This is a genomic window from Erysipelatoclostridium sp. MSK.23.31 (assembly GCF_019125875.1).
GTDB lineage: Bacteria > Bacillota_I > Bacilli_A > Erysipelotrichales > Coprobacillaceae > Thomasclavelia > Thomasclavelia ramosa.
This window is the reverse complement of the sequence record NZ_JAHOCB010000061.1, coordinates 1-14,018: the sequence shown is the minus strand read 5'-3', so window position 1 is coordinate 14,018 and position 14,018 is coordinate 1. Positions and strand designations below refer to the sequence as shown.

The 14,018-nt window shown below is 29.4% G+C and carries 11 protein-coding genes; all 11 read left to right on the top strand.

Features of this window, described 5'->3' with window-relative positions:
* The coding region (locus tag KSU54_RS17160; RefSeq protein WP_217749042.1) for a hypothetical protein at positions 1–447 on the top strand (447 nt) is incomplete at its 5' end.
* Between the two features lie 71 nt (positions 448–518).
* Positions 519–3,209 carry a SpaA isopeptide-forming pilin-related protein gene (locus KSU54_RS17155; protein WP_217746706.1) on the top strand — a complete coding sequence of 897 codons (2,691 nt, stop codon included), beginning with the start codon at positions 519–521 and terminating at the stop codon, positions 3,207–3,209.
* Positions 3,210–3,255: 46 nt separating this feature from the next.
* Entirely contained in the window at positions 3,256–4,152 is an 897-nt protein-coding gene (locus KSU54_RS17150; RefSeq protein ID WP_217746705.1) for a hypothetical protein, read from the top strand.
* A 15-nt stretch (positions 4,153–4,167) separates the two neighbouring features.
* Positions 4,168–4,500: a hypothetical protein gene (locus tag KSU54_RS17145; protein WP_178739438.1), complete on the top strand. Its 333-nt coding sequence runs from the start codon at positions 4,168–4,170 to the stop codon at positions 4,498–4,500.
* A 15-nt stretch (positions 4,501–4,515) separates the two neighbouring features.
* A complete protein-coding gene (locus KSU54_RS17140; protein ID WP_178739437.1) occupies positions 4,516–6,024 on the top strand; it encodes a hypothetical protein in 1,509 nt (502 codons plus the stop codon).
* Between the two features lie 334 nt (positions 6,025–6,358).
* Positions 6,359–6,739 carry a hypothetical protein gene (locus tag KSU54_RS17135; protein ID WP_217746704.1) on the top strand — a complete coding sequence of 127 codons (381 nt, stop codon included), beginning with the start codon at positions 6,359–6,361 and terminating at the stop codon, positions 6,737–6,739.
* A gap of 41 nt (positions 6,740–6,780) precedes the next feature.
* Positions 6,781–9,297, top strand: coding sequence for an ATP-binding protein (locus KSU54_RS17130; RefSeq protein ID WP_217746703.1), 2,517 nt, complete (start codon positions 6,781–6,783; stop codon positions 9,295–9,297).
* The gene (locus tag KSU54_RS17125; RefSeq protein ID WP_217746702.1) at positions 9,290–10,189 is read left to right on the top strand and encodes a C40 family peptidase; all 900 of its coding nucleotides are present in this window, start codon (positions 9,290–9,292) and stop codon (positions 10,187–10,189) included. Before KSU54_RS17130 ends, KSU54_RS17125 begins: the two co-directional genes overlap by 8 nt.
* Positions 10,189–10,641, top strand: coding sequence for a hypothetical protein (locus tag KSU54_RS17120; protein WP_217746701.1), 453 nt, complete (start codon positions 10,189–10,191; stop codon positions 10,639–10,641). Before KSU54_RS17125 ends, KSU54_RS17120 begins: the two co-directional genes overlap by 1 nt.
* Before the next feature lie 53 nt (positions 10,642–10,694).
* Positions 10,695–11,099 (top strand): RrF2 family transcriptional regulator, encoded by a 405-nt coding sequence (locus KSU54_RS17115; RefSeq protein WP_178739434.1) that lies wholly within the window; start codon positions 10,695–10,697, stop codon positions 11,097–11,099.
* A 400-nt stretch (positions 11,100–11,499) separates the two neighbouring features.
* The gene (locus tag KSU54_RS17110) at positions 11,500–12,213 is read left to right on the top strand and encodes a hypothetical protein (protein ID WP_217746700.1); all 714 of its coding nucleotides are present in this window, start codon (positions 11,500–11,502) and stop codon (positions 12,211–12,213) included.
* The last annotated feature ends 1,805 nt before the right edge of the window (positions 12,214–14,018 follow it).

Sequence of the window (14,018 nt, the reverse complement as noted above, 5' to 3'; positions counted from 1 at the left end):
AAAATAGCTGATATAATCAATGGCCAGTATTTGCTTATTAATGATCTGCAGGATACTGGAGTAAATTTAAATACTTTAAAAACAGCAGAAGATATGAAAAATGCAGCACACACTATTTCAAAAGATACTGTTTCAAAAAATATAGTCGGAACTAGAAAAACTACCAATGACTATGGAACGGTCAAATTTGATCAGTTAGAAAAGGGTGTTTATCTGCTTCAGGCAACAGATATTAATAAATATGAGAATATCGTATCAACACTGATATCCGTACCTGCATTTAATAATGAAAGCAAAAACGGCATGAATTATGATATCAGTATTGTACCTAAACATTCACCTGTAATTGCAGTAAAAACTGATGATGCAGTTGATTTAAAACTATTTGCCGTATTAGCAGGAGTTAGTGCTGTTGTTATTGCAATAATACGAAGGGAGGCGATATAGATACAAATTAATATTTATTTAGATATCAAAATGATATCTTTTTTTATTTTATATTAAAGCGAGGTAGAAAAATGAAAGGGTTAAATAAATTAAAAAAATGCTGGAAACAGCTTATACTAGCATTAACGATGATATTTAGTATAAGTACAGCTTCATTATCTCAGATCAATGCTGAGACGGTAAAACTTGAAAAAGGCGAGGCGATAAGATATCCAAGCTGGCTTGGAAACTGGTCTACTAACTATTATTACATTAATGGACAGTTATCATATTGTTTAAATTCTTCCCGAAATGAACCAGTAAATAATGATTCGGCGGTAGCAGAAATTCATGAAAATGAAGCTCTTTTAAAAGTATTATACTATGGATTCGGCGGACCAGGTGATGTATTCAGAGACGATCAGGTCACAAATGATACTACTAAATATCTTTATACGCATATTATGGCTAGTTACGCATACAGTGGGGATATTTATGGCGGTAAGAGCTGGGAAGATTTGGAGGCACATGGTGTTGGTTTAAAGACAAGATATGATCAAATTCAGTCAATGCCTGTACCAAAGACTGAATTTAATTTGAATGGCACAAGAAATTTAAATTTAAAGGCGTATTATGAGAATAATTATCAAAGAACTGAAAATATTCAATTTAATTCTTCTGCTAATAATACAATTACAATACCATTAGATAATGGAATTGAACTGCATAATATAACAAAAAATACAGTATCAAGCAATAGTGCTGTTATTAATGGCGGAGATATATTTTATTTACAAGCAAAGCTAAATGTTCGTGATAATTATAGTTCAGGTAAATTAACTGGATCAGCTAAAACAAGATATGCGCCGCTTATTATAAAGTCGGATAATACAAGTGTTCAAGATATAGGTTCTTGGAGTTTCACTTATGATCCTGTTGATTTAATATTTGGAATTGAGTGGGCTGATGTTGGAAGTCTTGAATTAACTAAGACCAATGATACAGGAGAATTATTAAACGGTTCGGAATTTAATTTAAAACATACTACTTTAGATTTTGAAAAAGATTTAGTTGTAAAAAATGGTAAAATAAAAGCAGATAACTTACCAGTCGGTGATTATATTTTAACAGAAACCAAAATTCCTGATGGACATGCTGCTATTCAAAAAACATTTAAAGTTACAATTAATAAAGATCAGACAACAGAAAAAATTGTAGTAAATAATATTAGACCTACTGGTACATTAGAGATAAATAAGACATTAGAAAATTCCAATGTAGAGGTAAATAAAGCTGACTATGATTTAACGAAAGTACAATTCAAGATTACTGCAAGTCAAGATGTTTATGACAGTGTTTCTTTAGAAAAATTATATTCTAAAGGAGATGCAATCACTGTAGGAAGCGGTAAGGGTTCAAATGAAGATACTGTTAAATTGATTAGTGGAAATGAATTAGGAAATGGCATTTATACATGTGATACAAATGGTAAATTAGCTTTATCTGGATTGCCAATGGGGACATACAATGTGGAAGAAACTGCCTGCCCAGATGGTTTTGTTTTAGATAAAGAAGTCAAAACAGTACAGTTTGCACAACAGGATTTTGTTACATTAGAATACAAATCATCTTTGGATATTAATAACGAGCTTACTAAGACTGTTTTTAATAAAATTGATGTGGCGGGAAATAATGTTTCTGGTGCATATGTACAGATTCTAAATGAAAACAAAGAGTTAATTTATGATTTTATTACAGGAACAGAACCAGTACAAATTGATGGTTTAAAAGATGGTAAATATTATTTTCATGAAGATTTAGCTCCTCAAGGATTTACATTAGCTCAAGATGTTGAATTTAATGTAAAAGACGGTAAAATTCAAAAAATAGAAATGACAGATACCATTACTGAAGTGACTAAAAAAGATGAAAGTGGCAATTTATTAGCAAATGCAGATATGGAAATCGTTTCTACAAAAACAAAACAAATTGTAGATAAATGGACTACAGGTCAGCATCTATTGGATATTCCTGAAGATATCAAAGCACAGTTAGAAGCAGGTGAAACAGTTTCTAATATGTTTATAGATATAGAAGATGATGGTGTTGTAGAATATACAGTTATTCCAAATAAAGACACTAAAGATTATCGTCTAATTTATATAAAAGACGGTATTACAACATACTCAAACATTGATATCAATGGTAATGAAACCGCTCATATGGCTCAAAATTTAATTAGTGGCCAAGAGTATATCCTAAGAGAGGTTAATGCTCCTGAAGGATACAAGATTGCTGAAGAACAAAAATTTATTGCTGGAAAAGATAAAAACGTATCATTAAATATGACAGATGAACTTATATTGACAGATATTCAGGTTAATAAAGTTGACAGTCAAACATTAAAACCCATCTTATCAAAAGACTTTGAATTTACTCTTTACAGTGATAAGGAATGTACTAAAGTACTGGATGTGGTAAGTGGTAATACTACAGATGGAACAGCTACTTTTAAAGATTTAAAGTATGGTATCTATTATATCAAAGAAACAAAGGCACCGTTAGGATACGAACTTTCAACTGAAGTAAAAGAAATTGTTATTAACGATAATCTAGAAGGTGTAGGGAGTGTACATAGTTTTAAATATTTAAATACTTTATTGCCTGTAACAATTACAAAAACAGGGGATAATCAGTCATTAGGATTATATGCTGGATTAGCGGCGGCTTCTATACTTGGATTAGGGTATATCATACTTAAAAGAAAAAGGAAAGAAGTCTAGAAGGTAGGTCATTTGACCTACCTTTTTCATTAAAATAGGTAAATGTATGTCAGTAAAAAAGAAATTAACAATATTCATATGTATATTATTTACACTGTTTTTATCGGGATGTCAGACACGAAGTAAAAATTATGAAGTAAAATTCATAGATGAAGAAGAAATTGAATATTCCTCTGATTTTAAGCCTGCTGATCTTCTTATTGGTGTAAATAAATATAAAAAAGAAGATTTTAAGTTTAATGATGATTATAGCTTACTTACTTTACCTGATAACTCAACGGTTAAAATAAATAGCAGTAAGAAGAAAATTAAATTAGGAACTATTAAATTTGATTTTTTATATAAAAGCAAAATTTATACCAAAAAAATCTTATTAAAAGATACAACAGCGCCAGAGATTGTAGCAAATGATCAATATGAAGTAGAATTGAATAATAGTTATTTTGATTTGAAAAATCAAATTAGTTGTAAAGATAATTACACTAATAGCAGTTCTATAGAATTGTTTTTTAATGGAAATTATGATCTTACTAGAGTCGGCTCATATAAGGTAGAAATTATTGCTTATGATGCTAAGAAAAATAAATCTGTTAGAGAAGTAACTGTAAATGTTGTAGACAGAAAAGTTGATAATAATTATTCTCAACCAGACAATAATAACAGCAATAATTCAACTGTTGAAAATAGAACAAACAGCAGTGACAGTAAAAATAGTACAAATTCTTCAAAAACAGAAAAACCCAAATATGATGCAGGTAATACCAGTTATGTACCTGAAACAAAATCATTCAGAATTGAGAAATATGGCACATTTGATGCCTGTTTAAATGCCTGTCAACAGTATATCAACACTTGTCTTGCAAAAGGATACAAGGGGCTTGGAAAAGCCCAGCCTATTCAAGAGAATGGTATATATGTAGGATATCAGGCAGTTTTTAGTTAAGAAAGGATTAAAAAAATGAAAAAGATAAGAAAATTTAAAGTAGCAATTTCTACTTTCACGATATGTACATTAATAAAATTAAATAGTGTTTCAGCAGCGGTATCTTTTAATCAAGGTCAAGCTACAACTGATGTAAAGGCCCTACTTGACCCAATTGCTAATGTCATGATTGGAATTTCAATACCACTCGCAATATGTTCAGCAGGTTATTCATATTTTACGTGGAATGGCAAGGATGAGGAAGAAAAAGAACAAATGCCGTTTCATAAATCAATAAAAAAACATGTAATTGCATTTGTTTTGTTCGGTCTGTTAAGTACGATATTAAAATGGTTTACAATCTCATAAGCTGGAGGGGTTTATATGATTGAAGATGCGATAAGGACTTTATTTTGGGCTATAGCAAAACTTTTTTTATCAGCAAGTGACTGGATGTATGATATGCTAAATGCAGTAGTTAATTTGAATCTGGCAGGAAGTAATGAGATAACATATACATGGCTTTTCTTCTTGTCATTTTTATCATTTGCTACATTTGTTAGAGTAGGATACGTACTTTTAAGAAAGACAGCTAACGAAGATGAGGAAGTAGATATCGGAAGTATACTTAAGAAAATAACTAATATTTTTCTAGTAATATGTATATCTCTTACTGCTTTCTTTTTTGCGCTTCAGGCACCTTCAGAGATTACTAAGATATATAATAATGTCGTGACATATGATGAGAAAATGTCTCCTTCAACGGCGGTTATTAGCTCAACTGCTAAAACTCCAATTACATCTAAATTAAGTGACATGTCATCTTCAGATGAAGTTATTGGAATCGATACAATAGATGATAAATTAAACGATGAGGAAAGTGGTGAGTATATTTATTTTTACTCTTATTCAGAATTGTTGTTGTGCATTATAGGTGCTTTTGTTGTTATGTGTGTACAGCTCAATATAGTTATAGACTGTGCTATGCGGCTGTTTTTAAATATATTTAGATTTTGTATAGGTTTTATTCCAATATCTTCAATGGTCGAGGAAGAGTCAACTTGTGGTGACTGGGTTAGAGATATAATATCGGATGCACTTACTACTGCATCTACATTAATATTTACAAATTTAGTTTTTGGTCTTATGACATTATCACAGGTTTCTTCTTTGAACGGTATTATAAGAGTTGTAATTTTTGCTGTTGGACTAATGACAGTATATAAAGTAGGAGAAATAATTGCAAAATATATGGGTGCTTCAAATCTTTCATCTGGTGGCAGAGCAGGTACAATGCTGATGGGAATGGGGGCAATGGCAGCTACAAAAGCTACAATGAAAATAATTTCTAATAGCGCAAAAACTTTTATGGATTATTTAAATAACAGTCGTCCTATGGATGGTGGGCCAATGGTAACACCACCATTTCCAGACGGTGGCAACGGGGGTGGGGGTTCACCTTCAGGATCCATACCACCAGATTCATCAACTATGTTTGAAACAGAAAACAGTAATGGTTATTTTGCAGATAGTGGTTTAAATCAACAGACAATGCAAAATGCATATCGTGATCAGGAACAGAACAATGGCAGTATAATAGATCAGAATCCTACGACACCATCTTATATGGATAGTAATAAAGTTGGAGTTACAGAATCGTATAATTCAGGAATCTCTCCACAAAACAATACTGTAAACTCTAATGATTATGATAATTCTGGTAAAAATAAATATAATTCATCTGATAGCACATCTTTTATAAATCGTGGCGGAGTATCTTTTGTAGATACTCCATCTCAAAATCATTTATATAAAGATAGTGCAAGGGTATATAAACCAAGTGTTCGAGAAAAATATGTACCAGATTTGGCTGTAAGTGGGGTAAATGTATGAGAATAACGGATATTAAAGGAACTTGTCCATCAAATTATAAGTCATCACAGCTCATCATAAATAAATATAGACCTATTGATATATTAATAATGAGTTCTGCCTTCATTTGGGGAATAGTCTGGGCAATATTATTATTGTTTGTTTTTGTTCCTACGATAGTTTCATTTATAATGCTGGTATTGGTTGTTCCTATTGTAATTATAGGATTGGTTCAACCAATGGCCAATTACCATAACAATTTAGAATATATATTACTTACTGTGAAATATCATTTATCTTCTAAGTACTATAGTTATTTAGTAAAGAAAAGAGGAAATAAACAGTGAGTGGAGTCATGGAATTTAAAATATACGAGGACAAACTTAAACACAATATTTTAGAAGTGTGTAAGGAAGAAATAGATTTTAGAAAACTTATAGGTGATACATATAATATTGCTTATTATAAAGATTTAATGAATAGAAATATTATAACTGTTGTAGATGATAATGGTTATGGTAAAAATTTAAAAACAACATTTGTGTTAGGTAAAAAATTACCTGAAGGAATCAAAGTATATAGTGAATACGAATTAAAAGGAAATGTGTACATGGCCAAAATATATAAAAAATCTTTGGAGGAATACGAGTTTGATATTTTATCTGAAGATGATATACGATATGTATTTAACAAAATTTACGAATATAGTAGCAGTTATATATTAGCAGTTCAATAGGTAGGTCATTTGACCTACCTTATTTTTTGTGGAGGTTTGATATGTTTAATAAAAAGAAGGACTATACTAAGAGTTATAAAAAGGCATTTAAAAGTATAGATGATTTAATAGATATTAAAGAAATTTATGATGATTGTATTTTGCTGAAGGATAAAACTATTGTAAAGGGAATAAAAGTATCTCCAATAGATATCTGGACCTGTCAAAATGCATATGCGGAAAAAGTTATAAGTGCATTACGCTATGCTTTTAATCAATTTAATTTTCCAGTTTATCAAGCAATGGTATATTCACCATCAACTTTTGAAGAACTGGCTGATTCACTTGTTAATGAACTTGAAAATGCTTCAGAAGTACAACAGAGAATTATTATAGACGATATAGAAAAATTAGAGGAATTCTCATTAAATAACAAAAAAATTGAATTCTTTTGTTTTATAAAACACAAAGATGAAAGAATATTACAAAGAAGATATAATCAGCTTACTACTGAGTTATCTAGATCATTTTATGTTACTGATTGTGCATATTTAGATTACAATAAGTATTTAACATGGCTTTTTGATTTGAATGATAATTTTTTATCTAAGGCTTATTTCAAGGGAAGGACTTTATTAGATGAGTCGGTAACAAAAGAACAGATAAAAGAGAAAATACAGGATATAGATATAGAAATAATTAATGAAGAAAAAAATAATTTAGATATTAAATATAAACTGTTTGAAATAACGAATAGTGAAGAATATTTTACAATAAATGGTAAATACTACTCAGTTATTATTGCAAAAGCTCTCCCTAAGAGTTTTGATGTGGGGATCCTTAATTATATAGGAAGAAATCAGAATATAAAAACTTTTTTTATAACTAAAGACTCTGAACTTGATTTAGTAAAATGCATTAGAAAAGAAACTAAAGATTTAAAAGATAAATTAAGAAGTGCAACAATCAGAAGTGATAAAACAAGGGAAAAAGAGTTGCAAACAAGTATAAGTTCATTGGATCAGTTTGCTTCAGAGATGGTTCGTAATAAAGATAAAACATTGGATCTATCTCTGGCGATGGTTGTGTCTCATTTTGAGTTCAAGGAAATGCAGTACATAAAGAAAAAATTTACGGATGAATTAAGAAGAATAGGTTTTACGGTATTAGCGCCTAAAAAACTTCAATTAGCACTTTTTAAATATTTTAATCCTATTTTTTATCATGATTATTTAATTTCGGATACATTAGAAGATAATATTGGATTTCCTATATCAACAAGTTCGTTTGCATTAACATATCCATATTATTTTTCAACAAATGAGGATTTGAATGGCTTTTTATACGGCTATGAAGCAAATATGAAAGGAAGAATACTTTTTAATCCGTGGTATTATATAGATCAGGAGAAAGAATCGGTTTTTGAAAATAGATTAACTGGTAATATTATATTGTTAGGAGATACTGGTTCTGGAAAAACTACAGATTTATATCTGCTTTTTAGGTATTTTATAAGACGTAATAATTTCATTATGTGGGTTGACCCTGAAAATAAAAATAAAAAGGAAACACTTAATAAAGGTGGTACATATCTTGAATTTGGTAATAAGGAGCATATGTTCAATCTTTTTCAATTAATACGTGTTTCTGTAGATGATGAATTGAATAGCGAAGAACTCAGAAAAAGAATGTGGGATTCAGAGATGGCCATAATAAATGCAGTAGATACATTTAAAAATGTGCTTATACTATATAACAAAAATATAGAAGATAATACATTGGCAGTTGTAGGTACAGTTGCTCAAAAAATGTATGAAAAATTTGGATTTTTGGATAGTGTAGATAAAAACGGTGTACAAATTAAAGCAAAATATCCTACATTTGATAATCTAAAAAATACTGATTATCCAACGCTTAGTGATTTTGCAGATACACTAATTGAAGTGAAAAATTTATTTGAGAGTATGAATGAAATTAAATTTGCAGATGCATGTGAGGATTTGTTTTTAAAGATAACACCAATGTTATCAGAACATAGATTTTTATTTGATGGGCATACAACGGTTGACATAGAATTAAGGCAGGGTAATGTACTCGGTATAGGAACTAAAAGGCTTTATACTATGACAGAAAATGTTAGAAATGCGCTGCATTATATCATCTATTCTCAGGCGTTTAATTATTGTTTAGATGATAAAGTTAATAGTGCTTTTATTTATGATGAGGCACACACGACTATGAAAACTAGCAATATTATTACTTTATTAGATCAGTTCACTAGAAGAAGCAGAAAATATAATAATATAAGTTTATTGGGGACTCAAGAGCCGCTAGATTTTGGTGATGAAACACAGCAGTCTATTTTAAATCAGACTACTTATATAATTTGTAAACTGCTTTCTAAACAAAATGCACAGATCAAGCTGCAGGAAATGATAGGCTTGGATGAGCGAGATGTTAAAAGAATATCAACATTTGTAAGGGGCGATAGCTATTTTATATGTGGTAATAAATCATTCTTTATGCATACACTATTGACAGTTAAAGAGGAACAGCAAAAAGGTAATAACTATGCTTAAAAAAATAATTATAGTGGCTGTTGTTTTTACTCTTGTATTTATGATACCTGTTACGGTTGCTGGAGCAATAGTTAATGATCCAATTGGTTTTATTGGTGAAATTATTTTTGGTGAAGGAGATACAGATAAAGTATCTAACGAAGTTAAAAATCTATATGAGGAATTTATAAAAAGTGAAATAGGAATTAAGTGTAAAGATTATGTATCCGATAAGACTAAGGATAAAGAGACAAAATATAATGATTCTCATTTTTTTATTCCTTTACTACTGACACTGGAAGAAAAAGCAAGTGATAAAAATAATACGTTCGAAAGCCTTAATTTATCAGAATTACTTGATAAATTGATTACTTTAAGATATGAAAATAACAATGATGATGATTATATCTCGGCAATAAAAAAAGAGGCAAAATTCAAAAAATTAAGCGATTTATCTAATACCACTATTGTCATGTATATAAGATATTTTGGTGATAGCAGTAATGCATCAGATAATGTTGAGGTCGAAGGTAACAGTGAAATTGGTAAAGCAATAGCAAAGTCAGCTTTGAGTAAACAAGGGTGTAAATATGTCTGGGGAGCATCTGGACCAAATGAATTTGATTGTAGCGGCTTGGTCTGGTGGGCTTGTAAAGAGAATGGTATAAAATTTGAAAGAACAACAGCACAGGTCTTATCGACAATGGGACAAAAAATAACTAAAGAACAGCTACAGGCTGGAGATATCATCACTTTTAAAACAGATGCACGTTATGTTAGCCATGTTGGTATCTATATAGGAAATGGAAAAATGGTACATGCTCCTAATTCTAGAAGTGTAGTAAGAATAGATGATATATTCAATTCATCATATTGGACAAAAGTTACTTACAATTACAGGAGGCTTTATTAATGAAAGATTTAGGGATAAACAAAGATAAAAATATATTGATTTTTGCGAGTATCTTTGTTTTTGTAGTAGTAGCTTGTACTATATACACTGTATTTTTCTCAAAAGATAGAGAAAATATGACTAAAATTAATGATTTGATATTTAATGAAACAGTATTTGACGTAAAAAGTACAAGTAAATCTGGTACTTTAGCAGAAATAGATCTAACTGAATTATATATGATAGGTGTGGATAACAAATTTGAAATATTAATTCAGGATGATCAAAACGATAAGATAAAATCTAAAATTAAAGAAGGCAATACTAGGGAAGAAGAAACAGGTGGAATGATATTAGAAACTGAATATACAATAGCTTTTTCTTATCCTAAAGATACCGATTATATAAAGGCAACTATAACAAAAGGTAATGATAAAAAGAGTTTTACAATAGATATTAGAGATTTTAAATAAAAAGAGATATGATTAGATTATTGATTTATCCAGATTATTATAAGGAAGTGATGATGTTGAAATTAAATAAAACAACTGATTATGCAATAAGGGTTGTTGTATTTTTAAGAAAACCTGGCCAATGGAAAACGAAAATAGAAATCTCTGAAGAAATGGGAATTCCAAGAAAGTATTTACAGGCCGTTTTAGATAAGCTACGTGAAGCAGGGATAGTTGATTCTACCAGAGGAATAAACGGCGGTTATACATTAAAAAAAGAGTGGTATGATATAAAATTAATAGATATAATTAAAACAACTGAAGCAGCAGTAAACATTAATACATTTAATGATACTGAAGATATAAATACAAAGCAGTTAAAATCGTATTTACCTGTACAAAGTTATTTTGATAAGGTTCAGAACGAGATAGAAGCTAATTTATCTGTAACTATTCAGGACATTGTAAACAATTACTAAGATGATTTAATTTTTATAGTAAAAATATTTAATCTTAGATATACTTGATACCTCTTTGGCCATATTATATAATGTATTTGGCAAGGTAGAACTCAAGCTACGGTAATCAAAAAGGGAGCAGGGCAATGCTCCCTTTTTATAAAATTCTGACCTATTATATATGTTCTTTTAAATGCAGATAAATATGACTTTTAACAAGAATAAAAATCTGTAGCTTATATGATTTTATCCATCTTGACAAATTAAAGCAGTTTGGTATAATAATGATGCAGATAGTTATACTATCTTATATAGGGTGGTAAGCCCGAGTGTTGGTTTATAAAATTAGGGTGGTGAGCCCGAGTATACTGAGGAAGGTCGCTCCTTCCTCTATTTTTGTATGTACGGAGAGAAAATAAATATGGATAACAAAACAGATCAAGATCATGAGATAATAGAAAAATTAAAAACAGATTTAAAAAAAGAGAAAGCTCTTAAAGATTTTTTCTATAAATCATTTAATTATTATTATAAGTGGAATAGAGATGGAAACAGACTTATAAAATTTTTAGATGAGCAGTTATATTCAATGTACAATCATCAAAAATATAATTTTAAAAGTGATGATCCTTTATATAATCATAATTTTAAAGTTGGAGAAATTTTTCTCTTCCGTTTTGGATTAAATATAATGCCTGAAATGTCTTTTAGTCATATGGGTATTGTAATTGCTAAAAATGGTAGCTATTTGTATGTCTTACCAATAATGTCATATAAAGAAAGTTATAGTAATGCATATCATCCAGTAACAAATAATAAAAACTATGATAGAAATTATTATCTAATGAAAAGTGATGAATTTGATTTTTTAGATCATGATTCAATTTTGAAATTAACAGATTTGAGAACAGTGTCAAAGAAAAGAGCAATAAAATTTACAGGACATAGAATAAATATTAATTCTGAATTTTTTAAAACGATTACATATATGGCCAATCAGGTACACTTCCCAGATGTGTTATATAGAATAGAAGATGAAAATAGAAAATTAAAAGCAGAAATAGTAAGACTAAGAGAACTTAGACATAATACTAAAACACTAAATTTAGAGGAGGAGGAAGAACCTATCAAATAAATTTCATATCTTATAAAAGAGCGCAAACAGCGCTCTTTTTTGATATTAAATTATATATATAAAAGCATATTATCTTCTTTTTATTTTAGGAAAAACAGAAATTATAATAAAAAGTATACATATATAATATTGATTTTTCCTAAATTATAAAAATGTATGAATTTGTTAAAATACGAAAAAATTTTAAAATTCACATTGTATTGTGACATTTAATTTGTTATAATCTATAATAACAAAAGAAAAAAAAGAAAGAAGTATGAGTACCAATCATACCTCTTTCTCAAAACAAATAAGCTTTACCAACTTATTTGTTTAATATAAAAGAATTATCTTTTCCAATTTTCCAACCCAAGATAATCCGTTAAGTGATGATATCTCTATCTCCAGTATCAACACTTAGTTTTATAAATATAACATTTGACCTAGGTCATATGAAGTACCAGTTCATAGACAAAGTCCTTAAATGTTATATTTATAATATCATTGTAATTTTAAATTGTCAATTGTTACGTAAGTAATTTAAAGCAGTTTTTAGTATTTTTTGTAGAAAACAAGAAGTAGAATGATAGGATTACTATTTAATCTGGGCTGGAGAAGAAATTCTTCAGCTCTTTTTGTTTTGTATTTTAATAACAATTGAATAGTTTACATAGGAAAATTACTTTGCAGAATAGTTGATCCAGCAGCTAAGTAGGTCAAATGACCTACTTAGCTGCAAAACAAAATGTCTAGGTGTGTGTAGCCATTGTAAGAAAAGTACACGGGGTTATTTAAAGTTGTCATGCTTTGTTTTGCCCCTAAGTTGGATCTCATGTAAATAGAAAACCAACAATAAAAAAAGAATTTAGGGGGGCAGTTCTAAGAGGAAAAATGTATGGTAAGTTTGGATAGAACGGAACAAAAACCTATGTTATTAAATAATGCAGTATAAATGTACGAATGCCAGCAGTGCAGAGTAGTACCTGTAGGATTTATAATAAGTTTGCATACATGTGGATTGAAATATTCACGACTGATGGCGATCTAAGAAACCTAAGCTCCGTTGCGACGGAAGTAGAGTAAAAGATAACAGTTTTTTTGTTTTATAGTACAACGGGAAAACTGTATCAAATTTCCTATCTCGAAGCTCTGGAAGCAATATTTTAAAAAGATTATAATTATATTCTATTATCTGTTTTATACTTCATTCTTAGTATTAACTATATATTATTTTTTATACACTTATTTTCATTTTATTGGTAGGTCATTTGACCTACTTATTATATAGTTTAAATATCGTTTTCTATATCTATATTATTAAAATTATTTTTATTATTATTTTTGAAAAAGTCGTGCCACAGTGGCACACTTTTTTTAATAGCTCAATTGTCGTTTTTCACGCATTATATCAGTGTTTTTCGTGAGGGTGGTCTAGGCTCGAGGACCCTAGACCACCCTCACTCATCATAACAAATAAGTTTCACTTATTTATTATTAAACATAATATATTGCGTGTTTTCGTCATTTGTCCGATAAACTATGATGAAAGTGTGGCACGGCTTTTTTTCTTTTCTTATGAAGGAAAGGAGAGGGGATGAAATTGTACATATTGGCCAATCACTCCCCATTTCCCCTTTCCTTACAAACCATACCCCTTAACCCCCTCAAGGTGTTTTTTTTACTTTGTAAAAAAAAACTATTTAATTAAATTTCTTATCATGAATTATAAGAAATAGATTCAGTTAATGTTATCTTGTTATTTGTCAATAAGCGAAAAATAATTTTTTACTGGACCTGAAGGCCACAATAAAAATTTATTTTATCTT

Excerpts from the sequence above, each read along its gene's own strand:
- KSU54_RS17130 (WP_217746703.1), top strand. The coding sequence starts at position 6,781 with ATGTTTAATAAAAAGAAGGACTATACTAAGAGTTATAAAAAGGCATTT.
- KSU54_RS17145 (WP_178739438.1), top strand. The coding sequence starts at position 4,168 with ATGAAAAAGATAAGAAAATTTAAAGTAGCAATTTCTACTTTCACGATA.
- KSU54_RS17140 (WP_178739437.1), top strand. The coding sequence starts at position 4,516 with ATGATTGAAGATGCGATAAGGACTTTATTTTGGGCTATAGCAAAACTT.
- KSU54_RS17125 (WP_217746702.1), top strand. The coding sequence starts at position 9,290 with ATGCTTAAAAAAATAATTATAGTGGCTGTTGTTTTTACTCTTGTATTT.
- KSU54_RS17120 (WP_217746701.1), top strand. The coding sequence starts at position 10,189 with ATGAAAGATTTAGGGATAAACAAAGATAAAAATATATTGATTTTTGCG.
- KSU54_RS17110 (WP_217746700.1), top strand. The coding sequence starts at position 11,500 with ATGGATAACAAAACAGATCAAGATCATGAGATAATAGAAAAATTAAAA.
- KSU54_RS17115 (WP_178739434.1), top strand. The coding sequence starts at position 10,695 with ATGTTGAAATTAAATAAAACAACTGATTATGCAATAAGGGTTGTTGTA.
- KSU54_RS17150 (WP_217746705.1), top strand. The coding sequence starts at position 3,256 with ATGTCAGTAAAAAAGAAATTAACAATATTCATATGTATATTATTTACA.
- KSU54_RS17135 (WP_217746704.1), top strand. The coding sequence starts at position 6,359 with ATGGAATTTAAAATATACGAGGACAAACTTAAACACAATATTTTAGAA.
- KSU54_RS17155 (WP_217746706.1), top strand. The coding sequence starts at position 519 with ATGAAAGGGTTAAATAAATTAAAAAAATGCTGGAAACAGCTTATACTA.